22 protein-coding genes are annotated in these 23,200 nt (G+C 67.2%); 19 read left to right on the forward strand and 3 right to left on the reverse strand.

Going from position 1 to position 23,200, the window contains the following annotated elements; all coding sequences use genetic code 11:
• Positions 1-113: 113 nt before the first annotated feature.
• The 6 genes from PV679_RS13805 (at position 114) to PV679_RS13830 (ending at position 6,535) form a co-directional block, all read left to right on the forward strand.
• Positions 114-1,325, forward strand: a complete 1,212-nt coding sequence (locus tag PV679_RS13805; protein ID WP_319680478.1) for a pyridoxal phosphate-dependent aminotransferase — start codon at positions 114-116, stop codon at positions 1,323-1,325.
• A gap of 88 nt (positions 1,326-1,413) precedes the next feature.
• Positions 1,414-1,818 carry a hypothetical protein gene (locus tag PV679_RS13810; RefSeq protein WP_319680479.1) on the forward strand — a complete coding sequence of 135 codons (405 nt, stop codon included), beginning with the start codon at positions 1,414-1,416 and terminating at the stop codon, positions 1,816-1,818.
• A 143-nt stretch (positions 1,819-1,961) separates the two neighbouring features.
• Entirely contained in the window at positions 1,962-3,038 is a 1,077-nt protein-coding gene (locus tag PV679_RS13815) for a hypothetical protein (RefSeq protein ID WP_319680480.1), read from the forward strand.
• Positions 3,039-3,121: 83 nt separating this feature from the next.
• On the forward strand, positions 3,122-4,318 hold the full coding sequence (locus PV679_RS13820; RefSeq protein ID WP_319680481.1) for a toxic anion resistance protein: 1,197 nt from the start codon (positions 3,122-3,124) through the stop codon (positions 4,316-4,318).
• Positions 4,315-5,928: a VWA domain-containing protein gene (locus PV679_RS13825; RefSeq protein WP_319680482.1), complete on the forward strand. Its 1,614-nt coding sequence runs from the start codon at positions 4,315-4,317 to the stop codon at positions 5,926-5,928. The genes PV679_RS13820 and PV679_RS13825 overlap by 4 nt, the downstream gene beginning before the upstream one ends.
• Positions 5,915-6,535 (forward strand): hypothetical protein, encoded by a 621-nt coding sequence (locus tag PV679_RS13830; protein ID WP_319680483.1) that lies wholly within the window; start codon positions 5,915-5,917, stop codon positions 6,533-6,535. The genes PV679_RS13825 and PV679_RS13830 overlap by 14 nt, the downstream gene beginning before the upstream one ends.
• A 247-nt stretch (positions 6,536-6,782) precedes the next feature.
• Here PV679_RS13830 and PV679_RS13835 read toward each other — a convergent pair whose 3' ends face one another.
• Positions 6,783-7,154 carry an ATP-binding protein gene (locus tag PV679_RS13835; RefSeq protein WP_319680484.1) on the reverse strand — a complete coding sequence of 124 codons (372 nt, stop codon included), beginning with the start codon at positions 7,152-7,154 and terminating at the stop codon, positions 6,783-6,785.
• A 277-nt stretch (positions 7,155-7,431) separates the two neighbouring features.
• Between PV679_RS13835 and PV679_RS13840 the strand changes: the two genes are divergently transcribed.
• The 3 genes from PV679_RS13840 to PV679_RS13850 all read left to right on the forward strand — a co-directional run bounded on the left by PV679_RS13840 (position 7,432) and on the right by PV679_RS13850 (position 10,234).
• Positions 7,432-8,307 carry a helix-turn-helix domain-containing protein gene (locus PV679_RS13840; protein ID WP_319680485.1) on the forward strand — a complete coding sequence of 292 codons (876 nt, stop codon included), beginning with the start codon at positions 7,432-7,434 and terminating at the stop codon, positions 8,305-8,307.
• Positions 8,304-8,555 carry a DUF397 domain-containing protein gene (locus PV679_RS13845; protein ID WP_319680486.1) on the forward strand — a complete coding sequence of 84 codons (252 nt, stop codon included), beginning with the start codon at positions 8,304-8,306 and terminating at the stop codon, positions 8,553-8,555. The genes PV679_RS13840 and PV679_RS13845 overlap by 4 nt, the downstream gene beginning before the upstream one ends.
• Before the next feature lie 173 nt (positions 8,556-8,728).
• The gene (locus PV679_RS13850; protein ID WP_319680487.1) at positions 8,729-10,234 is read left to right on the forward strand and encodes a substrate-binding domain-containing protein; all 1,506 of its coding nucleotides are present in this window, start codon (positions 8,729-8,731) and stop codon (positions 10,232-10,234) included.
• Positions 10,235-10,367: 133 nt separating this feature from the next.
• Here PV679_RS13850 and PV679_RS13855 read toward each other — a convergent pair whose 3' ends face one another.
• Positions 10,368-12,203 (reverse strand): phosphoenolpyruvate carboxykinase (GTP), encoded by a 1,836-nt coding sequence (locus PV679_RS13855; RefSeq protein WP_319680488.1) that lies wholly within the window; start codon positions 12,201-12,203, stop codon positions 10,368-10,370.
• A gap of 263 nt (positions 12,204-12,466) precedes the next feature.
• On the opposite strand from PV679_RS13855, the gene trhA reads away from it, so the two are divergent.
• Positions 12,467-13,180: a PAQR family membrane homeostasis protein TrhA gene (gene trhA, locus PV679_RS13860; protein ID WP_319680489.1), complete on the forward strand. Its 714-nt coding sequence runs from the start codon at positions 12,467-12,469 to the stop codon at positions 13,178-13,180.
• Positions 13,181-13,698: 518 nt separating this feature from the next.
• On the forward strand, positions 13,699-14,349 hold the full coding sequence (locus PV679_RS13865) for a TetR/AcrR family transcriptional regulator (RefSeq protein ID WP_319680490.1): 651 nt from the start codon (positions 13,699-13,701) through the stop codon (positions 14,347-14,349).
• Between the two features lie 503 nt (positions 14,350-14,852).
• Here PV679_RS13865 and PV679_RS13870 read toward each other — a convergent pair.
• Positions 14,853-15,026: a hypothetical protein gene (locus PV679_RS13870; protein ID WP_319680491.1), complete on the reverse strand. Its 174-nt coding sequence runs from the start codon at positions 15,024-15,026 to the stop codon at positions 14,853-14,855.
• Between the two features lies 1 nt (position 15,027).
• On the opposite strand from PV679_RS13870, the gene PV679_RS13875 reads away from it, so the two are divergent.
• From PV679_RS13875 to PV679_RS13910, 8 genes are all read left to right on the forward strand, one after another.
• Complete coding sequence (locus PV679_RS13875) at positions 15,028-15,333, forward strand: hypothetical protein (protein ID WP_319680492.1); 306 nt, start codon at positions 15,028-15,030, stop codon at positions 15,331-15,333.
• 235 nt (positions 15,334-15,568) lie between these two features.
• Positions 15,569-16,438, forward strand: coding sequence for a hypothetical protein (locus PV679_RS13880; RefSeq protein WP_319680547.1), 870 nt, complete (start codon positions 15,569-15,571; stop codon positions 16,436-16,438).
• Positions 16,435-17,661 (forward strand): hypothetical protein, encoded by a 1,227-nt coding sequence (locus tag PV679_RS13885; RefSeq protein ID WP_319680493.1) that lies wholly within the window; start codon positions 16,435-16,437, stop codon positions 17,659-17,661. Before PV679_RS13880 ends, PV679_RS13885 begins: the two co-directional genes overlap by 4 nt.
• On the forward strand, positions 17,658-18,362 hold the full coding sequence (locus PV679_RS13890) for an ABC transporter ATP-binding protein (RefSeq protein ID WP_319680494.1): 705 nt from the start codon (positions 17,658-17,660) through the stop codon (positions 18,360-18,362). The genes PV679_RS13885 and PV679_RS13890 overlap by 4 nt, the downstream gene beginning before the upstream one ends.
• Positions 18,359-19,609 carry an ABC transporter permease gene (locus tag PV679_RS13895; RefSeq protein WP_319680495.1) on the forward strand — a complete coding sequence of 417 codons (1,251 nt, stop codon included), beginning with the start codon at positions 18,359-18,361 and terminating at the stop codon, positions 19,607-19,609. The genes PV679_RS13890 and PV679_RS13895 overlap by 4 nt, the downstream gene beginning before the upstream one ends.
• A 123-nt stretch (positions 19,610-19,732) precedes the next feature.
• Positions 19,733-21,958, forward strand: a complete 2,226-nt coding sequence (locus PV679_RS13900) for a glycoside hydrolase domain-containing protein (RefSeq protein ID WP_319680496.1) — start codon at positions 19,733-19,735, stop codon at positions 21,956-21,958.
• A 62-nt stretch (positions 21,959-22,020) separates the two neighbouring features.
• A complete protein-coding gene (locus PV679_RS13905; protein ID WP_319680497.1) occupies positions 22,021-22,734 on the forward strand; it encodes a M15 family metallopeptidase in 714 nt (237 codons plus the stop codon).
• Positions 22,735-22,802: 68 nt separating this feature from the next.
• Positions 22,803-23,147 carry a hypothetical protein gene (locus PV679_RS13910; RefSeq protein WP_319680498.1) on the forward strand — a complete coding sequence of 115 codons (345 nt, stop codon included), beginning with the start codon at positions 22,803-22,805 and terminating at the stop codon, positions 23,145-23,147.
• The last annotated feature ends 53 nt before the right edge of the window (positions 23,148-23,200 follow it).

The following is a 23,200-nucleotide window of genomic DNA, read 5'->3' on the forward strand; positions in this document are numbered from 1 at the left end:
CGGGCCGGGGACGGCCTGGGCCGCACCGTGGCGCGCGTACGGCACGCGCGGAACCGGATGACGTGGCCGAAAACACCAGGCAGCGCGCGTTACGCGGTCGTAAGCTCGCGGACATGCAGGTGATCCAGTCCACGAAGCTCGCCAATGTCTGTTACGAAATCCGGGGCCCGGTCCTCGATGAGGCGATGCGGCTGGAAGCAGCAGGCCATCGCATCCTCAAGCTCAACACCGGCAACCCGGCCGCCTTCGGCTTCGAGTGCCCGCCCGAGATCCTTGAGGACATGCTCCGCAATCTCGGCGACGCGCACGGCTACGGCGACGCGAAGGGCCTGCTGTCCGCGCGGCGCGCGGTCATGCAGCACTACCAGACCAAGGGCATCGAGCTGGACGTCGAGGACATCTACCTCGGCAACGGCGTCTCCGAGCTGATCCAGATGTCGATGCAGGCGCTGCTCGACGACGGCGACGAGGTGCTCGTACCGGCTCCCGACTATCCGCTGTGGACCGCGTCGGTCTCGCTCGCGGGCGGTACGGCCGTGCACTACCGCTGCGACGAGCAGGCCGACTGGATGCCGGATCTCGCCGACATCGAGCGGAAGATCACCGATCGGACCAAGGCGATCGTGATCATCAATCCGAACAATCCGACGGGCGCGGTGTACGGCGAGGAGATGCTCCGCTCGCTCACCGAGATCGCCCGCCGCCACCATCTGATCGTCTGCTCCGACGAGATCTACGACCGGATCCTGTACGACGGCGCCACGCACACTCCGACCGCCGCCGTCGCTCCCGATCTGCTCACGCTCACCTTCAACGGCCTCTCCAAGAACTACCGGGTCGCCGGATTCCGCTCCGGCTGGATGGCGGTCTGCGGCCCCAAGGAGCACGCTGCCTCGTACATCGAGGGCCTGACGATCCTGGCCAATATGCGGCTGTGCGCCAACATGCCGTCGCAGCACGCGGTGGCCACGGCCCTCGGCGGCCGGCAGTCGATCAACGACCTGGTCCTGCCGGGCGGCCGGATCCTGGAACAGCGGAACGCGGCGTACGACCTGCTGACCCAGATCCCGGGTGTGACCTGCGTCAAGCCCAAGGGCGCGCTCTATCTCTTCCCACGGCTCGACCCGAAGGTCTACAAGATCAAGGACGACCGGCAGATGGTGCTGGACCTGCTGCGGTCCGAGAAGATCATGGTCGTGCACGGGACGGGCTTCAACTGGGCCGAGCCCGATCACTTCCGGATCGTGACACTGCCCGCCGCGCAGGATCTCGTGGACGCGGTGACCCGGATCGGGAACTTCCTCGACGGCTACTCCCAGCCGTAGGCCCGGCACCTCAGCAGATCGCGACTTCACTCAACTTTAGACTCGATCCAAGGTAGGATGGTCTCCTGACCACGCCAGGAGGCCATCCATGTACGAGCCGATCCGCACCAAGTCGGTCCACTCGATGGCCGACGCCGACTTCCCGCACCGCAGCCGCGAGGAGGAGCTGGACATCCAGCTCGCCGGACATCTCTCCGCGCTCCTCGCCGTCACCGACGAGCTCGGTCTCGACACGGCGGCCGAGTGTCTCGCGGGACAGATAGCCAGGCTGCGCGGCGCCTCGCCGGCGCGCCGTCCTGGCGTCACCACCGGCGCCGACCCCGCCGAGCTCCACCGCCGCGCGCTCGCCCTCGCGGGCCGCGCCCTCGTCGTCGCCGCCTCACGCGCCGACACCGCCGCCGCGATCATCTCCGCCGAGCGGATGGACGCGCACACCGCCGCACTCCAGGAGCTGTCGGACCTGCCCGGCCAGCGACTGATCGGCGCTCTCTGACGGCCCCGGTCCGCGGGCCGCGGAGGCGCGTGGACCGGGCGCCACTGAACGTATCCTTCCGGTTCCTTACCGGGATGGGTACTTCACCTGCCGTCCACCCAACTCCGCCCGGAATGTGGGTTTCCGCGAGCACGCTCTTTCCCGTGAGACGCATCGTGGGAATAGTCCTGGCGGTGCTGCTGATCGGCGGAGTGGCAGCAGCCGTCGTGGCAGGCCGGCAGAACCAGGGCACGAGCACGGCAACGAAGACCGTGCGCGGAGTGATCGGATCGGAGAAGGCCGAGTTCTTCTCCGACCCCGACGTGGTGAAGGCCCTCGCTGCCAAGGGCTTCACAGTGAAAGCGGAGACCTCCGGCTCCTGGGCCATGGAGGAACTGCTTCTGGACGGTTCCGACTTCGCCTTCCCGGCCTCCAAGGCGCCGGCCGACGGACTGGTCAAGAAGTACAAGGTCCAGGGCGGACCTCTGCGGCCGTTCTACTCGCCGCTGGTCGTCGTCGCGCACCGCTCCGCGGCCGAGGTCCTGGCCGGCAACGGGCTGGCCACACTGGACGGCAAGTCCCGTGGCACGCTGCGGATGAGCGCCTATCTCGACGCGGCCCGCGCGAAGCGCACCTGGCAGCAGCTCAAGGGGTCCTCGGACCACACCGAACTGACCGGGACGGTCTTCGTCACCAGCACCGACCCGCTCGCCTCCAGCTCGGGCGCGCTCTATCTCGCGGCGGCCTCCTATGTCGCCGACGGCGGACAGGTCGCCGTCGACGACGCCGCCGTGGCCCGCACGGCTCCGCTGCTCAAGCGGCTGATCTCGGTGCAGGGCGCACAGCAGCCCGGCTCCGACGCGCCGTTCAGGGACTTCATCAGCGGCGTCGGAAACCCGCTGGTGCTGGTGTACGAATCGCAGGTGGCCTCGCTCCTGCTGCGCGGAGAGGACACCGGTGACCTGGTGGTGCTCTATCCGGACACCACCGTCAGCAGCGACCACACCCTCGTACCGCTCACCGAGAACGGCCGTGCGCTGGGCGAGCTGCTCTCCACCGACAAACGGCTGCGCGAGCTGGCGGTACGCCATGGCTTCCGTCCGCAGGGCGCCGCCGCCGAGTTCACCGCCGCGACGGCTTCCCTCACGGCCTATCTCAACCAGACGCTCACCGGCGTCCGCCAGGCACCCGTGCCCACCACCGAGGTGCTGCACGCGATGGCGCGGCGGGCCCGGTCCTGACGCCGCATCAGGAAAACCCGGTCCGGTACGGCACACCAGCCCCGTCGGGGCACCAGAACTTTTCACGTCCCAGGGGGAACCGCATGCCCACAGAGAACAGCCTGGAGCCCGGAGGGCCCAGTGAGCTGATCCTCACTCCACCAGAGCCCGTCGCCCCGGTCCGCGCCGAGCAGGCGGCGGGACTGGTGCCGCTCGACGACTCCGTACGCGCGGAGATGACACAGCGCGCCACGGACTATGTGGGGTCGCTCGCCACGCTCGACGTCCGCTCACCCGAATTCACCTCGCGCATCGGCGAGATCGCCGCACTGGGCTCCGGTGACATCCGCGCCGCCGCCCAGCAGTCCAACAGGATGCTGGACCGCACGGTCCGCTCACTCGGATCCGGCGGCGAGGACGCGCAGTCCCGGGTGTCGTCCTCGCTGGTCGAACTGCGCCGTACGGTCGAGGACCTGGACCCGCGCGACACGCCGGGCAAGGGAGCCCGCCGCTTTCTCTCCAAGCTGCCGGGCGGCAACAAGCTCCGGGACCACGCCGCCAAGTACGCCTCCTCGCAGTCCACCTTGAACAAGATCGTGGGATCGCTCAGAGGCGGCCAGGACGAACTGCGCCGTGACAACGCCGCGCTGCACACCGAGCGCAGCCGCCTCTGGGAGACGATGGGCAAGCTCCAGGAGTACGCGGTCCTCACCGAGGCGCTCGACGTGGCGATCGAGGGACGCGTCGCCGAGATCGACACGACGGACCCGGTCCAGGCCGACGCGCTCCGCGCCGACGTGCTCTTTCCCGTACGGCAGAAGCACCAGGATCTGCTGACCCAGCTCGCGGTCTGCGCGCAGGGCTACTTGGCGATGGATCTCGTACGCCGCAACAACGATGAGCTGATCAAGGGAGTCGACCGGGCCGCGACCACCACGGTCTCGGCGCTGCGCATCGCGGTGATGCTGGCCTCGGCACTGGACAACCAGCGCAAGGTGACCGAGCAGGTGAACGTCCTGCGGACGACGACGGAGGATCTGATCCGAGGCAACGCGGAGATGCTCGCCACCCAGAGCGGCGAGATCCAGCGCATCGCCGCCGACCCGGCGGTCGGAGCGGAGACGCTGCGCACGGCGTTCCAGCAGATCTACCGCACGCTCGACGCGATCGACACCTACAAGGTCCAGGCGACGGAGTCGATGGCGGCGACCGTCGAGTCCCTCACGGCGGAGCTGCGGACGGCCGGCACCTATCTGGAGCGCACCCGGTCGGCCGGCGCGCTGGAAGGCGGCCTCCAGTGAGACGACCGCTGGGCCGACCGCGGCTCGCCGCCGTACTGATCGCGGCGCTGCTGACCGCCACCGCCTGCTCACCGGGCGACGGACCGGACCAGGACAAGGGCGGCGCGGACACCACCTACCGCAAGGGCACCCTGCGGGTCCTCGCCTCCAGCGAACTCGCCGACATGCGGGGCGTGCTGGACCAGGCGGAGCAGCGGACCGGTGTCACGGTACGGGCCACCTGGACCGGCACTCTGGACGCCGCCGAGCTGATCGCGTCCGGCGGAGCGGACGGAAAGTACGACGCGGTGTGGCTGTCGTCCAACGACTATCTGCGGCTGCATCCCGGCGCCGCCAAGCGCCTCACCAACGAGACGCCGGTGATGTCCTCACCCGTCGCGCTCGGTGTCAAGGCGTCGGCCGTCGACCGGCTCGGCTGGCAGCCGGACCAGGTCACCTGGTCGCAGGTGCACCAGGCGGTCGCGGCCGGAAAACTGACATACGGAATGACCGACCCGGTGCGCTCCAACTCCGGTTTCTCCGCGCTGATCTCGGTCGCCTCCGGACTGTCGGGCGCCCAGTCCGCGCTCACCGACGCCGATGTGCGCCGGGCCGCGCCGAAACTGAAGGAGTTCTTCACCGGCCAGAAGCTGACCTCGGGTTCCTCCGGCTGGCTGGCGACGGCCTACACACGGCGCGGCAGCGTCGACGCGCTCGTCAACTACGAGTCCGTACTGCTCTCCATGAACCGGGACAGCGACACCGGCCTCACCGTGATCCGGCCGAAGGACGGCGTGGTGACCGCCGACTACCCCTTCACTCTGCTGACCTCGGCGCCCCGGGAGGCACGGGAGGCGGGCCAGGCCCTCACGGCGTATCTGCGCGGCCCGGAGGCCCAGCGGGCGCTGACCGAACAGACCTTCCGCCGGCCGGTCGTGCCGTCCGTGCGGCCGGCGGCCGGCCTCGCCACCGACAAGCGGCGCGAGCTTCCCTTTCCCGGTACGCGCTCGGTCGCGGACGGCCTGCTCGACTCCTACGAGAACCAGCTTCGCCGGCCCTCCCGCACCGTCTATGTCCTGGACACCTCGGGCTCGATGAAGGGCGAGCGGCTGTCCCGGCTGAAGACGGCACTCGCCGGGCTCACCGGGACGGACGACTCACCCACCGGCGACCGCTTCCGGGACCGGGAAGAGGTGACGCTGATGCCGTTCGGCTCCGAGGTGAAACGGATCAGAACGCATACGGTCGACCCGGCCGATCCGGCCGCGGCGCTGGACGCGATCCGCGCGGACGCCAAGTCCCTGACCGCGTCGGGCGACACCGCCATCTACAGCAGCCTGCGGGACGCCTACGCGCATCTCGGCGCGGGCGGACGCGACGCCTTCACCTCGATCGTCCTGATGACGGACGGCGAGAACACCACGGGTGCCAGCGCCGGCGCCTTCGACAGTTTCTACGCCGCACTGCCGCCCGCGCAGCGCGCCACTCCCGTCTTCCCCATTCTCTTCGGCGACTCGGACCGCGCGGAACTGGAGCACATCGCCGCACTCACCGGCGGACAGCTCTTCGACGCGACGGGCGGGCAGGAATCGCTGGACGGAGCCTTCGAGGAGATCCGTGGCTACCAGTAGGACATCCGGCAGGACCCTGGCGTATCTGGAGTCCCGCAAGAACCTCACCGGCAGCGCCTGCGGTCTGGCGGGCCTGGCGCTCACCTTCACCGGGCTCGCCGGCGCGTACTGGCCCGTGGTGATCGCCGGGCTGTACGCCGCGGGCGCGCTGATCGCTCCGCCCGAGCGGCCCGGCGCACCGGAATTCACCGATCCGAACGAGCAACTGGACGCGCTGCGCGGTGACTTCAGCACGCTCAAGACCTATCTGACGGAGGTCGAGCTGCCTCCGGCGGCGGCCGGACGGCTGACCGAGCTGGACGATGTGCTCGCGGCACTGCTCGAACCGGGCTGGGTCGCCGACGCGCTGGCCCTGGACCCGGAGGCGGTGCACGCGCTGGGACGGGCGATCCGCCAGGACATCCCGGAGTCGGTGGACACCTATCTGCGGACGCGGTGGTGGACCCGGCTCCAGCCGGGCGCCGAACCGCCGGAGCGCCATCTCGAACGCCAGTTGACCGTGTTGTACGACGAGGCCCGCGCCTACGCCTCCGCGCTGCGCGAAGCGGAGGCCCGCCGCCAGGAGACACACACCCGCTACCTGGAGGAGCGTCACCGCCCGTCCTGACGGCGCGGGCCGGAGGCGGGTCGATGTGAGTCGATGCTTGTCGATGTGGGAGAGGGCCGACGAAGCTTCGTCGGCCCTCTCCGCCGTCACCGCCCGTCTTTCCCCTTGCGCCGGGCGGCGGCCCTACGCCCCGGGTTTTCACCGGAGTTGTCTTCGGCGGAGGTCTCCTCGACGGCCATACGGACGCTCCCGCCCAGACCCGCCAGCAACAGCGTGAGCAGTCGCAGACAGGCTGGGTCGTCAGGCGTCACCGGGTGGTCGGAGGGGGAGAGACTGTCTCCGTGCACGGCTTCGCCTCCAGACTGAAGATCAGGCCCTTTCCGGTCAGGGTGGAAACCACGGACCAGCCCGGGGCGAGAAGGTCAAGCAGTTCCAGGCCCCTGCCATGGCTGTCCCACACTGTGTGCGGGCGCCGCAGTGGTTCGATCCTGCTCCGGTCGTGCAACTCGATCTGGATCGAACCACCCATCGGGGAGTGGCAGATCAGGTCGAATCCGCCACCGCCGGCGTGTAGCACCGCGTTGGTGGCGGTCTCGCTCACCAACAGTTTGACGACCTCGTGGTCGATCCAGGGGAAGGGCGCGTAAGCGCGCCCCGCGAAGGCTCTTGCCTGACTCACGGCTGTGGCCGTACAGGGATAACGCTCAACTGCCAGGACATGACCACGCGGATCCATAACCCACACCTCCGGACGCGGTCCCGGAGAGCACCGGCCGCGCATAACTAGGACTACACACCGCAGCCAGTCGCTTTCGCAGCGTGCGCAGCCCAGTTTGGGTCACGTGACCTGTCACGCGCAACCCAAAGTGCGAACCTCGGCCCGGAGAGTCATGGGGCGGATCGGCTGAGCGATACCCTGACGACATCGGGAGACCGCCCCACTCGGAGGGAAAGCCGTGGTCGTCAGCGTCAATGCGAACGCGATCTTTGCCATGCGACGCGTCGGCGAAGAACTCCAGCGCCTGCGTACGGAAGCCGGCCTCAAACAGGAGGCGGCCGGGGAGGCACTTGGCGTCTCGCGGTACACCGTGGGCAAGATCGAGCGCGGCAAGGCCTTCCCCACTGACGAGCAACTGCCCACGCTGCTCAAGCTCTACGGGGCGACCCCGGAGGAACGCGCGGGAATCGTCGCGACGATCGAACAGGGAAGGTCGTACGGTCGCACCTGGTACGAACGCCCCGAGATTCAGGCACTGTTCACCGGAGATTCCTACCGCTACCTCTCCCTCGAAGACGCCGCAGAACGCATCTCGACGCAATCGGGAACGTATGTACCAGGACTACTTCAGACGCGGGAATACATCGAAGCGATCGTCGCCTTCGGCCAGAAACACGAAAGCGCGGAGCACCGAGAGGCATTCGTGGAAGCCCGGCTGCGGCGGCAGGAAGTCCTCACCCGCCGAAACCCTCTCACTCTGGATGCCGTTTTCCTGGAGTCCGCGCTTCGAGCCACCGTAGGTGGCTCCGAGGCGATGCGCGCGCAGCTTCGGCACCTGGTGTCGTATGCCAACCAGCAGAACATCACTCTGCGAATGATCCCTTTCACCGCTGGAGCCGCAAGCATCTCAAGCGCGCTGTTCACCATTATCGACTTTCCTGGTGCCGACAACCGAAGCGTCGTCTCGCAGGAGCAGTCCCGGGGTGAGACTCTCCAGGACGACCCGGCCGAGGTGCGGCGCATACGCCGGAAGTTCACGGACCTGACCGACCACGCACTGAACGCGGAAGAAACCGTCCGTCGCATCGAAGAGATGGAGAAGGAACTCACATGAACGACCCGAAGGACACGCTCTACGCCGTGCCGCTCGACGGCGCATGGGAGAAGTCCTCATTCAGCGCCGGCTCGGGAAACGACTGCGTCCTGATCATGCCGATCGCCGGCGGCGTCGCCTTCGGTGACTCCAAGCGCCGGGAGCTGGACGGTGCCCTGCGGTTCACGGACAAGGAGATGCTCGCCCACATCCTTGCCGTCAAGGCCGGTCAGTACGACCACCTGATCCCCGAGGGCACCGAGCTCTGAGACCCGTCGGCCCGGCTCCTCGAACCGGCGTGAATCGGCACCATGAATGGTGACGCCACGTTGGCGTGGCGTTCAGGCTTTCGCCTTCCGGCGGTTTCCCGATGTCTCGACACTTCATCCTCACGCGTGAGTCGGGTCCATACGCGTGCGTCGGTTTCACACGGGGGAAAGCCATGGGTTCTGCCATGCACACTGAGGCGTCCGGATTACTGACTGATCTCAATACGGTGATCGACAGCCGGGAGATGCTCACCACTCTGGTGTGCGCGTTGCTCACCGGCGCGATCGGCCTGTTGATCGCCGCGGTCCGGCGGCGCCGCCGGCTGAGCTGGAGCGTTCTTTTCGACGAGCCGATCAACCGAGGTCCGGCGCCGCCCAACGGCCTCAATATGTGGGAGATCAGTTCGCAGGGCCGGGAGATCGAGGACGGCAGTCTCGTCGTACTCGACATACGGAACTCCGGCGGCCAGGACATCGAGGAAAGCCACCTCGCCGTTCCTCTGCATTTCACCTTTCCCGGGCGGGAGGTCGTGCATTTCAAGGTGCGCGACTCGGATGATCTGCACGATCTCATCGAACGCAGCACCGACACGCTTCCGCCGGACGACGCGTCAAAGATCGCGCTGCCGGCGCTGCCGCTCAACCGGCGCGAGGGATTCAAGCTGCTGGTGCTCCTCGTCGGATCCGGCAGCGGCGTGCGACCCGGCGGCATCGTACGCAGCGGCCGCATCGTCCAGCGGACCAAGCGCTCACTGCTGTACCAGGTCGCGGCGGCCGGTGCCGTCATGGCCCTTCTGATCGGCGTCTCCGGCGGAGTCTGGCTGGCCAACCAGGCGCTCAACCCGGTGGCCGCCTGCGCCAACGGAACACTCCGTGTCGAGGGATCCACCGCTTTCGCGCCGATCGCCACGCAGGTCAAGAACGCGTACGAGCAGAGCTGTCCGAACGCGACCATCGCGGTCGTGGCCAATGGCAGCGGAACCGGCCTGCGGAACCTGAGAGCGAGCAAGAGCACCGCGATGGTCGCCATGTCCGACGGACGGCCCGCGCAGCTCACCGAGGACGCCGGCCTCACCCGCCGCGCGGCCGGAGTGGTCGTGTTCGCCGTGGTGGCCAATCGTCAACTGGAGAGCACTCACCCGGGACTGTTCAACGAAGGACTGACCACCGAGGAGTTGCGGGCGGTCTTCAGCGGCGCGAATGGCTACAAGGCCGTCGGCCGCTCCGCCGACTCCGGTACCCGCGCGGCCTTCGACAGCGCCTTTCTGGGCGGGACATCCTCGTCGTTCGACACAGCGCCCGCCTGCGACGCCGTCCCCGCCGGTAAAAGCGCGACAACGGCGTGTACCGCGGAGACGACGATGGACCTGCTCAACTACGTCAACGCCACCGACAACGCGATCGGTTACGCGGAAGCCGACGCGCTGCCCTTCTTCCCGAATATCGGAGTCGTGCCGGTCAATGGCCATGAGCCGATCCGCGAAGACGCCCTGAGCGGGAAATATCCCTTTGTCGCGACGGAGTATCTGTACACGGCGGGCGCGGCGACGGGCCTGACCGCCAACTACCTTGAGTTTCTGACCAGTGACGCGATGACGGCCCAATTGCGCGGCCATGGCTACATCGGCTGCTCCGACCTGGGCGACACAAAGCTCGACGGCGCGTGTACCGACAACTGACGGTGCGCGTCGTGTACCGCCAACTGACGGTGCGCGTCGCGGGCCGGCCGGACGGTGACGTCCGGCCGGCCGGGTTCACCACCGGCCCGTCCCCGGCCCGCGAGCACACGCCGTCCGGGGCCGGGCGGGAGCCTCACCGCAGGCGTTCGACCAGCGCGTGGTATTCGTCCCAGAGTTCCTTGGGCGTGTGGTCGCCGAAGGTGTTGAGGTGCTCGGGGACGAGCGCCGCCTCCTCGCGCCAGACCACCTTGTCGACCGAGAGCAGGAAGTCCAGCTCGGCTCCGGACAGCGCCAGGCCGTCGGTGTCGAGTGCCTCCCTGGTCGGCAGGATGCCGATCGGTGTCTCGACGCCTTCCGCGCGGCCCTGGAGTCGCTCCACGATCCACTTCAGGACGCGGCTGTTCTCACCGAAGCCCGGCCACACGAACGCGCCCGCCTCGTCCTTGCGGAACCAGTTCACGTAGTAGATCTTCGGCAGCTTCGACTCGTTTCCGTGCCGCGCCGCCTCCTGGCCCAGCTTGATCCAGTGGCCCATGTAGTCGCCCATGTTGTAGCCGCAGAACGGCAGCATGGCGAACGGGTCGCGGCGCAGCTCGCCGACCTTGCCCTCGGCGGCCGCGGTCTTCTCGGAGGCGACATTGGCACCGAGGAAGACGCCGTGCTGCCAGTCGAAGGACTCGGTGACCAGCGGTACGGCGGAGGCGCGGCGACCGCCGAAGAGGATCGCGGAGATCGGGACACCCCTCGGGTCCTCCCACTCGGGCGCGATGATCGGGCACTGGCCGGCGGGCACGGTGAAGCGGGCATTGGGATGAGCGGCCGGTGTGCTGGACTCGGGCGTCCAGTCGTTGCCCTTCCAGTCGGTGAGATGCGCGGGCGGCTCCTCGGTCATGCCCTCCCACCAGATGTCGCCGTCGTCGGTGAGCGCGACATTGGTGAAGACCGAGTTGCCCCACATGGTCTTCATCGCGTTGGCGTTGGTGTGCTCACCGGTGCCGGGCGCGACGCCGAAGAAACCCGCCTCGGGATTGATCGCGTAGAGCCGGCCGTCCTCGCCGAACCGCATCCAGGCGATGTCGTCGCCGATGGTCTCGACGCTCCAGCCGGAGATGGTGGGCTCCAGCATGGCGAGATTGGTCTTGCCGCAGGCGGACGGGAAGGCCGCGGCCACGTACTTCGGCTCGCCCTGCGGAGGTGTGAGCTTGAGGATCAGCATGTGCTCGGCGAGCCAGCCCTCGTCCCGGGCCATGACGGACGCGATGCGCAGCGCGTAACACTTCTTGCCGAGCAGGGCGTTGCCGCCGTAACCGGATCCGTAGGACCAGATCTCGCGGGATTCCGGGAAGTGCGAGATGTACTTGGTCGAGTTGCAGGGCCACGGGACATCGGTCTGACCGGGCGCGAGCGGTGCGCCAAGGGTGTGGACGGCCTTGACGAAGTCGCGATCGTCGCCGAGCTCTTCGAGTACGGCCCTGCCCATACGCGTCATCGTGCGCATTGAAACGGCGACATACGCGGAGTCGGTGATCTCGACACCCATCGCGGAGAGCGGCGAGCCGATCGGACCCATACAGAAGGGCACGACATACATGGTCCGGCCACGCATCGAGCCGCGGAAGACGCCGTCCTCGCCGGTGAAGATCTCTCGCATCTCCGCCGGGGCCTTCCAGTGGTTGGTCGGGCCCGCGTCCTCCTCCTTCTCGGAGCAGATGAAGGTGCGGTCCTCGACGCGTGCCACGTCGGAGGGGTCGGACGCGGCGTAGTAGGAGTTCGGCCGCTTGACCGGATCCAGCTTGGTGAAGGTGCCCTTCTCCACGAGCTCACCGCACAGGCGGTCGTACTCGCTCTCGGAACCGTCGCACCAGACCACGCTGTCCGGCTGCGTTATTGCCGCGATGTCGTCAACCCAGGAAATCAACTCCTGATGGCTGGTGGGAACGGTGCTGGGAGCCGCGATGTCGCGCGCCACGATTGCTCCTTGATGAGGGTTTTGGGTTTGTGCCCCTTGGGGGCCGCGACCCGGATGCTTCGTAGCCGCTCATCCGGTGCCGACCGCACTCATTTGATCATCCGACTCCCGCGCCCATCTGTCCAGAGGGCCTCACATGTGAGCATGGACACGCGAAAGTGACCACTATGAGATACGTATTCCGCATCCGCACGGCGTACAGACACCATTCATGGTGATTTGCCCGGAAATTTAACCTACGGTCGCGTAGGTAGCATGAACCTATGACTCCTGCCGCGCCCGACCCGCTCGCCCACCCCCAACAGCCCGAAGGGGGGCCGGTCGAGATCGAGTTGCCGAGCCCGGTCAAGCCGAAGTTGCGCGGCTGGCTGCACGCGGGAATGTTTCCCGCCGTACTGGTGGCAGGAGTGACACTGATCGTCCTCACCGACTCGGCTCGCGCTCGAATCGCTTGCGGCGTCTATGTCCTGACGGCCTGTCTGCTCTTCGGAATCAGCGCGATCTACCACCGAGGCACCTGGGGTCCGCGCGGCGAAGCGGTGCTGCGCCGGCTCGACCACGCCAATATCTTTCTGATCATCGCGGGCACCTACACGCCGCTGACCGTGCTGCTGCTGCCCGACTCGACCGGCCGGAACCTGTTGTGGGCCGTATGGGCCGCGGCCGCCGCCGGCATAGCGTTCCGGGTGTTCTGGGTCGGCGCGCCCCGCTGGCTCTACACGCCCTGCTATATCGCGATGGGCTGGGCCGCCGTCTTCTATCTGCCGGACTTCATGCGCGCCGGCGGGATCGCCGTGCTCGTGCTGGTGGTCGTCGGCGGCGTGCTCTACAGCGCGGGTGGCGTGATCTACGGGCTCAAGCGCCCCAATCCGTCACCCAGGTGGTTCGGCTTCCACGAGGTGTTCCACTCCCTCACCCTGGCCGCGTTCGTCGTGCACTTCGTCGGCATCGCGCTCGTGGCCCAGCAGAGCTCCTGAGCCATGGCGGCCGCTGCGCCAGGACGGCGATCGCAGCCGCGGACGTGACCGCGGCAGCGATGCCGTCGCCACACTCCAGGTCACGCCGGCGACCACCAGCAGGACCACGCCGGCCACCGCGGCGGCGCCGCCCAGCAGAAATCCGCCGATACACAGCGCCGCCACGACCGCGACCAGCGCATGAATGACATTTCGCATTCCGGTCTCCCCTCCGCATGCCCCCGTACGCGCCCCGCCGCGCGGTCCAGCGCGACGACGCGATCACTTTCCGTCCGGTCAACCACACTCATGGTGACACGCGCCTCCGACAATCGGCCTTCTGTCCGGGAGATACCGAGGGCCGCTGTCTTGTGACACCCACTGGCCTTTGCTGGTGGATGCCATGTCGGGCCCACCGCCGATTGACGTACACCACAGGCGCCCACCGCCGATTGACGTACACCACCGGCAAGGAGGCACGACCCGGCCCGGAATCCGTACGCGATCTCCGCGCTCACCGATGCCCGACAATGAGCACCATGGCCGCCACCTCACCCAGCTCCGTCGGAGAACACCAGCCCCAGCCGGGCCTGCGCGAGCGGAAGAAGATCAAGACGCGTATCGCGATCCGCCGGGCGACCTGCCGGCTGATCGCCGAGCAGGGATACGACGCGACGACCGTCGAACAGATCGCGGCGGCGGCCGAGGTCTCACCGTCCACCGTCTTCCGCTACTTCCCGACGAAGGAAGACATCGTCCTGTCCGACGAGCACAGTCCGGCCATGGCGGCCATGCTGCGCTCCCGCCCGGCCGGCGAATCCGCACTGGAGTCGCTCCGCCTTCTCATGGTCCAGTCGCTGAGGACGGTGCCGGCCGGCGAGTGCGGTGAGACGGTCCAGCGCGCCAAGCTCATGGTCGAGATCCCCGCCGTCCGTGCCCGGATGACCGAGAGCCTGTCGGTGACGGCCGGAATGCTCACCGAGGTCCTCGCGGAACGCACCGGCCGGGATCCCGGAGAACTGGAACTGCGGGTGTTCACCGCGGCCGTGCTGAGCGCGCTGCGCGAGATCACCCTGTACTGGGGCGAGCGCGGCTGCCAAGGTGACCCGCTCGCGCTGGTCAATCGCGCGCTCGCCACCCTCGAAACCCTGAGCAGCGGCCCGCGTCTCCAGGACACGTCCCCGGAGTAAGGGCTGTCCCGTCCCGCACGGACGGCTCCGCTCTCCCAGCGACGCGAAGGGCCGCCGGACAGATCACGCCATCCTGATCATCCAGGCGCATCACCGTCACCGGCGGACGAACATATGCGGGCCGGTTCTTGAACGGCAAGACTCCTATCTCCGCATTTTCGGTCGCTTTCCACGCCGCTTCCACGCCGACGTTGCGCGCTCACGCAAAAGCGGATTCACATCTACCGCTTTACCGGACCTTTTCAATCCGGCCCAGGATCTTCGCTTACTTCTGATCAAAATCCGCAAACCACCCGCCACACTTCACAAGATCGTGACATGGGTAACACTTCGAGACAGCCGTTTTGGCGCTCTCCGATACCTTTGCCCCAAAAGAATCTCCTGGCTCGATCTACCGGCTTCGCTTAGTGTCTTGCTGCTCTCAGAAAGAAATAGAGACCCGCCTATACACGGGTCTCTCAGGGCTGCGCCCACATGTATTGATTCATGGCACACGCCGTGATTCAGTCCGCAGTGAAGCGACCGAGGGGATGCAAACACATGAGGTTTTCCAAAATCGCCATGGCGGCCACCGGAGCCATTGCCATGTCAATCGCCGTCACATCGCCGGCGAGCGCCATGGGCGATGACGAAAACATGATCAGCTCGGAGACCTGTAAATCGAGCTCGACCTTCAAGATGCGCTTCCACTACAACTCGAACTACAAGGGCGCATACCGGAACCTCGGTTACAGCCAGTACGACATCGGCGCTGCCGTCGGCAGCCCCGCCCTTGGCGTCATGGCCCTCAAGTACTGCAGCGGAACGGGTGCGGGTGCCGGCACGGGCGTGAAGAACAACGCCGCTTCCGTCACGAACTCCCACCCGACATACCTGGGAGTCATCTACTACAACAGCGGCTACAAGGGCGTCGCCGACGTGTGCGCCTGGTCGATGAACCTCGTCAACACATACAACAACAACGCGTCTTTCCGCTGGGAATAACACAGCCGCCCACCGGAGCCGGTCCGGAGCTTGCCTGATCATATTTCGCGCCCCTCTTCTCCGGTGCGCATTACTGAACAGAGGGGCGCGAAATATCAAAATCCTCCGTCGCAGTCAGCCCTCCGTTGCATCCCATGCGATAAAGCGGACAGATTTGAACGCCGAGTGGACCATGGACGCAGTTTGGTATCAGCGGTACACGATAAGAAGGGCCGTTCCGACAGCCCTGCTTGTGATGCTCGCCGTTGGCGGATGCTCGCCGCTGGCCCAGAACGCCGCCGTAGCGGTTCGAAAGCCCGCGGCCGGAACGACGTTCGACAAGAACGATCCCGGCACCTGGGTCCTGCCGATTCAGGCCTATCTGCCGACAGACAGTGAACTGAAGCAGATATCAGGAGCCCGGAAGACACTGGTGCAGGAATGCATGAAGAGTCTCGGCTTCAGTTGGAATCCCGTGCCCGACCTTCCGCAGATAGGCCCCAAGACACTGACGGACTGGCGTTACGGCATTCACGATCTGCCGCTGGCCGAAAAGCGTGGCTACAAGCCGGACGCCGGGGAACAGGCCGCCTACGACGCCGCGGCCGAGCGAGGAGCGGCCGACGAGGCGGCGCTCACCGAGGCCGAAACCAGCGCGCTGAACGGCGGCGGCACGCCGTCCGGCGGGAAGAAACCGCCGTCCGGCGGATGCGTCGAGCAGGCGAACCGGAAACTCTCCCTCTCGGCCACCGACGCCGTCAGCGCACGGAAGATCAACGCCGACGAGTTCAACAGGGCGAAGCTCGAACCGGAGGTGGTCAGAGCCTTCGCGGCCTGGTCCGCCTGTCTGAAGGAAGGCGGCTATTCCTACAAGGAGCCGCTGGACGCCAGTGACGACGAGCGTTTCGCGTCCGCCGAGGTGACACCGCTGGAGAGGGCGACGGCCACCGCGGACATCCGCTGCCGGCGGCGGACCCAGGTGGCCAAGATCTGGTTCGACGCCGAGGTCCGGCTTCAGAAAGCCGCCATCGAGGACCAGGCCGAGGCGCTTGAGCAGGAACGCCGCCGGCTCGACGCGGCGGTGAAGAAAGCCGCGGAGGCAGTCGCGCAAGGGAGCCCACAGTGAACGGGACCACCACAACGGAAGAGGACGAGAGTCCGCCTCCCGGCCACACCGGACTGGGCGGTCGCCGGCGTCTGCTGCTTCTTGTCGTCGTCGGCATGGTCGGACTGACCACCGCCGGAGCGACCGCCGCGGCATTCGTCAGATCTCCGGCCCAAGCGGCGGCGGAAACCGCTCCACCGGCTCCCGGAGTCCTCACCGCACCGGTCGAGAAGCGCGTCCTGAACGAGACCCTGGTGACCCGGGGCCAGGTCGTACCGGCCCAGCGCGTCACGGTCTCCCCGGGCGGATCGGCCGACAAGGACGTCAATCGCGCCGTGGTCACCAAGGTGAAGGCGAAGGCGCAGACCTCGCCCGCGTACGGCAGCGTGCTGCTGGAGGTGTCCGGCCGCCCGGTGTTCGTGCTGCCCGGAGACATCCCGGCCTACCGCGATCTCAGATCCGGCCTGCACGGCGACGACGTGAGGCAACTCCAGCGCGCTCTGGCCCAATTGGGCCACGCCACCGCCCCCGATTCCCCGGGCGTCTTCGGCGACGGTACGGACAGGGCGCTCAGCGCGCTCTACGACTCGGCCGGCTACGAAGCCCTCTCCGTGGAGTCCCGGCACACACTGCCGACGTCCGAAGTCGTCTATGTGGCCGCGCGGCCCGTACGAGTGGACTCTGTCGCCGTCGGCATCGGGGACGACGCCACCGGGGAACTGATGACGCTCACCGCCGGCCGCCTCATGGTGCGCGGCTCCCTCGAAGCACACCAGAAGAATCTCGTCAGCACCGGCGACAGGGTCCAGATCCTCTCCGACAGCACCGGCGAAGAGGCCACCGGAATCGTCACCTCCGTCGCCACGGAGCCCACTTCGGCCAAGGACGGCGAACACGGCGAGGCTCCTCAGGAGGCCGGCGGCGGATACTCCGTACAGATAAAGCCGGAGAAGCCGCTGGCGGCCCGCCTCACCGGAATGGATGTCCGGCTGACCGTCGTCGCGGCCTCGACCACGGAAGCGGTGCTGGCCGTGCCGACATCCGCCATCTCCCTCGGTGCTGACGGCCGCACCACCGTCACCCTCCTCCAGACCGGTGGTCACCAGCGGCGCGTCGAGGTCGGCGTCGGGATGAAAGCCGACGGATACGTCCAGATCACTCCGCGCTCCGGAGAGCTCAGCGCCGGCGCCAAGGTGATCGTGGGCGTCGGCGCGGCCGGCTCCCCGGGCGGTGCCGCGTCGTGAGCCACTCACCGCGACCGGTCATCGACTTCCGGGCCGTGGGCCTCCAGTACCCCGGGCCGCCGCCGGTGCGGGCCCTGGACTCCTGCGACCTGACCGTGCACAGCGGCGACTACCTGACCGTCGTCGGCCCGTCCGGATCCGGAAAATCGACGTTCCTGAATCTGGCCGGCCTGCTCGACACACCGACCAGCGGCCGCTATCTCCTCAACGGGATCGACACACGCACCCTCAGCGACAGCGGGCGCGCCGGTCTGCGCGCCCGCCACATCGGTTTTGTCTTCCAGGCCTTCCATCTGCTCGGGCACCGCAGCGCGCTGGAGAACGTGGAGCTGTCCATGCTGTACCAGCGCATCCCCGCCCGGCGCAGACGGGCGCAGGCCGCGGAGGCGCTGGACCGCGTGGGAATGTCGCACCGGAGCCACGCGACTCCCGCGCGGCTCTCCGGCGGCGAACGCCAACGCGTCGCGATCGCACGGGCGTTGGCGGCGCGGCCCTCGCTGCTCCTGTGTGACGAACCGACCGGAAACCTCGACACCCGCAACAGGCAGGCGCTGCTTGACCTGTTGGACCGACTCCACCGGGACGGCATGACCCTCGTTGTGATCACGCACGATCCGTATGTCTCCGACCGGGGACAGCGAACCGTCACCATCCAGGACGGACGGCTGACCGAAGCCTCCGGGTCCCGGACGTCCGTATGAACGGCCTCCGCCTCCGTTCCGGCGCGCCCGAGCGGCCAGACGCGCCGTCGGCCATGGCCCTGCGGGATCTGCTCGGTGAAGCGCTCATGGGCGTGCTCCAGCGGCCGGCGCGTTCGGCGCTCACCGCCGTGGGTACCGTGCTCGGCGTCGGAGCCTTTCTGGCCGTCCTCGGTCTGACCGGCACCGCGGCGTCTCAGATCGACGGCCGCTTCAACGCTCTGACCGCCACTCAGGTCACCGTCGAGGACACCGGCGGCCAGGACGCCGACCGCGTGCCCATCGCCTTTCCCGACGACGCGGACCGGCGTGTCGCCGCTCTCGGCGGAGCGCGCGCGGCCGGCGTGTACTGGAAGGTACGTCTCGGTCCCGGGCAGACCGTGCGGTCCTCGCCCGTCCAGAGCGGCCTCGGTGACGGATATGAGGTCGTCTCCGCCTCTCCCGGCCTGCTGGAGGCCGTCGGCCCGAGCCTCGCGCAGGGCCGCACCTTCGACGGCTTCCACGACAGCGAGCACCAGCGGGTCGCCGTGATCGGAAAGGCCGCCGCGGCCAGACTGGGCATCACCACACTGGAGACCGGTCCGGCGATCTTCGTCGGCGACACCGCCTTCACCGTCATCGGCATCCTCCAGGACGTCGACCGTAAACCGGACCTGCTCTCCGCCGTACTCATCCCGCGCTCCACCGCCGAACGCATCTGGGGGACGCCTCGCGACGAGCGCGCGCACATGCTTGTCTCCACACGCCTCGGCGCGGCCAACCAGATCGCGGACCAGGCCGCGCTGGCCCTGTCACCCGCCCATCCCGAATACTTCAGGACCATTCCTCCGCCCGACCCTCGCGCGCTGCGCTCCGGTGTGGGCCAGGACCTCGGCCGGCTCTTCTACGTCCTGGCCGTGGTCTGTCTCGTCATCGGCGGGGTCGGTATCGCGAACACGACACTGGTCGCCGTCATGGAGCGCACCTCGGAGATCGGACTGCGCCGTGCTCTCGGCGCCCGCGGCCCGCACATCACCGGCCAGTTCCTCGTCGAGTCGGCGGTCCTCGGGCTGCTCGGCGGGCTGGCGGGCACCGCTCTCGGGACACTCACCATCGTCTCGGTCTCCGCCGTCCAGCACTGGACGCCCGTCCTCGACACCACCGCCGTGGTCGCGGCCCCGCTGCTCGGGCTCATGACCGGGCTCCTCGCCGGGATCTATCCCGCCTGGCGTGCCAGCCATGTCCAGCCGGCGGACGCGCTCCGCCGCTGACGCCGGCCGCGAGCGGACCGCCGCCGGTCCGTCGAAGCGGCCTCCCGTCCGTTCCGCGTTCGCGCATTCCTCACGCACCTTCCCGACGCACGGAAACAGCGTGCACAACAGAAAGGAACCACCATGGCCGACGATATGGTGAAGCAGGCGCAGCGTTTCATCAACACCACGTACGGCACCTACCCCGGCATCCCAAGGGTCGAGGAGGACGGCAAGACCGGCTGGTCGACGATGTACGCGCTGACCCGGTGTCTCCAGTACGAACTCGGCATCAGCGCGCTGTCGGACAGTTTCGGTCCGACCACCCTTTCGACACTGACGTCGAGATGGCCGTCCATCAACGCGAGCACCGCGCCCTCGGCCAATGTCGTCCGCATCATCCAGTCGGGTCTCTACTGCAAGGGATACGACGGCGGAGAGATCGACGGCATCTACAACTCGCGGGTGTCCGCCGCCGTGCAGAAGCTGAAGTCGGACGCGGGTGTCGCCGGTGCCTATCCCGGTGACGCGATGGTGCCCAAGTTGTTCAAGGCGCTGCTCAACATGGACCCGTATGTCACCGTCAGCGGCGGCAGCGACACCGTCCGGTCCATCCAGCAGTGGATGAACTCGAAGTATGTGAACCGGCTGAACTACTTCATCGTGCCCTGTGACGGCTTCTTCTCGCGAGACGTCCAGAAGGCGCTCATGTTCGCCATCCAGTACCAGATCGGTATGACCGACGACGTGGCGAACGGTGTCTTCGGCCCGGGAACACAGTCCGGTCTCAAGGCGAATACGCTGTCGGTCGGCTCTTCCGGTACGTGGGTGCAGTTGTTCTCCGCCGCGATGGTTTTCAACAAGCGCAGCGGTGTCGCCTTCACCAGCTCGTTCGACTCGGATCTCTCCTCCCGGGTCAGCACCTTCCAGAGCTTCGTCAAGCTGCCGGTCACCGGCCAGGGCGACTTCCAGACATGGGCCTCCCTGCTCGTGTCCACGGGCGATCCGACCCGCCCGGGAGCGGCGCTGGACTGCGTCACCGAGATCACCCCGGCGCGCGCGCAGTCACTGAAGGCAGCCGGTTTCCAGGTCGCCGGCCGGTATCTCTGCAATGTGGCGGGCACGGACCTCGACAAGATAATCAAGCCCGGCGAACTGTCGGTCATCGCCGACAACGGCATGCGGGTCTTCCCGATCTACCAGACCTACGGTGGTTCCGCGAGCTACTTCAACGGTCCGCAGGGAGCGTCCGACGCGCTGGACGCCATGTTCTGGGCCAACTACCACGGCTTCAAGCCCGGTTCGCGCATCTATTTCGCGGTTGACTTCGACGCCCTGGACTACCAGGTGACCGACAGCATCCTGCCGCATTTCCGGGGCATCAAGTCCACGATGGACTCGTACACCAGCGGCTACCAGGTGGGTGTCTACGGGCCTCGTAACATCTGCAGCCGCGTGGCGGCCGAGGGCCTGACCTCCGCCAGCTTTGTCTCCGACATGTCCACCGGCTTCTCCGGAAACCTCGGTTATCCGATGCCGGAGGACTGGGCGTTCGACCAGATCGCGACCATCACCGTGGGCAGCGGGAGCGGCTCGATCCAGATCGACAAGAACGTCTACTCGGGACGCGACGCGGGGCAGAGCAGCTTCAACCCGCCGGCGCCCTCGGACCAGCTCGACGTCGGGTTCGACAAGACGCAGAAGGGCGCGTTGCTCGCGGAGATCCAGCACTATCTGGAGAGCAAGGGAATCCCGGAAGAAGGCGGGAACATAGGCGAGGACGCCATCCAGGTCAACACCACGACGGAAGCCTTCAATGTCGTCATGGGATATGACGCGGTGTTCACCGGACTGGCCAGAGCCCTCAGAATGCGTAAGGCATTGATCATGATCCCGGTCTTCTGGGAGTTCCGTAAGTGGAGCACCCTGGACGCCCTCGCGGACACGGGCGTGGAGACCTATTACACCAGTGGCGACTGGGACCCGTTCGACATATGGATCAAGAACGACAGCAGCACCGGTATCGCTCAGATCTTCGCGAAGACGGCCATCATCGCCCGCAATTACGCCATTGGTCAGGGAATCATCAACGGCACGATCATGGATGAGACGAAGGACGCCGATCTCTGGAACATCTGGCAGAAGCTGCACGACGACGACGCCTTCAGCATGGGCACCACCGCTCATGTCCTCATCCAGGGCGCCAACGACGTCGGTATTCCGCGCCCGAATCTGACATACAGCCAGGAAAATTCGCGGCTGGTGCTGAAGCGATTCCGCGGATTCGGAGAAGAGGCCGAGACGGACAGCCAGATCCAGATCGGCCTCTACCAGATCCTGGAGAAGTACTTCGCTCCGCTGCGCGGCTGAACCGTCTTGAGCTGCGGCAACCAAGCCGCCGTCAATCCGCATGACACGGAAGGAAAAGTTACATGGCAACATCACGACGTGTATTTCTGCGTTCCGCTGTGGGTGTCGCTGTCGCCGCCGGTGCCGGTATGGAGATCCTGACGGGAACGGCCACCGCGGACAGCCGCGTGCCCAAGCGCGTGCCCAAGCCGCTGCCCGAGCCCCGGAAGATCATTCCTTCCGAGAATGGATGGCCGGTCGACACCGCGCCCAATTCCGGTGGCAGCGTGTGGACACGCCCGGTTCCCGGTGCGAGTTTCGACGTGGACGTCGCCATCGGCGATGTGGAGACCGTACTCGTCCACGTCGTCCGCCGCTTCAACTACGAAATCGACACCCTGCGCCCCGGTGATGTCGTCGGATTCAGACCCTTCGGAAAGGTCAAGAAGGGTCTGGAATACCAGACGAACCACTCCTCAGGTACAGCGATCGACATTCGCCCCGACTGGTATCCGGTCGGCGTTGCCGGAGGATTCTATCCCCAGGAACTGGCGGTGATCCGTGACATCCTCGCGGAGTGCGAGGGCGTGGTGAAATGGGGCGGTGACTTCCCGACGCCCGATCAGTCGCACTTCCAGATCGATGTCCCGCCCTCCTCCGACCGGCTGAAGCTCCTCGCGGCCAAAATCAGGAATTGGAACGGCGTGCCCGGGCTGGGCGCCGGTGTCATCCAGAACACACAGGACAAGACCCGCCTGAAGGCCGCCGAGGCACTGAAGCGCCTCCAGACCGCGTAAACCGTGCCGCCGTGTGGCCCCTTCCGGCGGAGAGGGCCGCACGGTCGCGGCGAATGCATAATGCTGCAATGACACAGAAGAGGCTGACTCTCCTCCGGACCGGCGCGGCGGTGCTGTTCCTGGCGGCTTTCCTCGCCTACGGCGTCGGACTCTCGGCGGTCTTCGTCTCAGAAGAAGGCGAAATGTGCGAGAAGGGGCTGATTCACAGCGCCTCGCACCTTCGCGAACTGCGGGAAAGCTTCCTCCCGATCCGGCAGACCTGCGTATTCGAGGACGGCGCGACCCACGAGGTGGTCCCGTCCTGGGTGAATGTGGTCCTTTTCGGCGGCGCGGCGGGGTCGGTGGCGTGTGCCGTGACGGCCCGCCGCGCGGAGCGCTCGGCCCGCGCGTCCGCCGCCTCGGCCGGCGACTGACACGCGCGGGCCAGGACCCCGCGCGGCGGCTTCCACCGGCCGGCCACCGCTGC

This window comes from Streptomyces sp. AK02-01A, assembly GCF_033795305.1.
GTDB lineage: Bacteria > Actinomycetota > Actinomycetes > Streptomycetales > Streptomycetaceae > Streptomyces.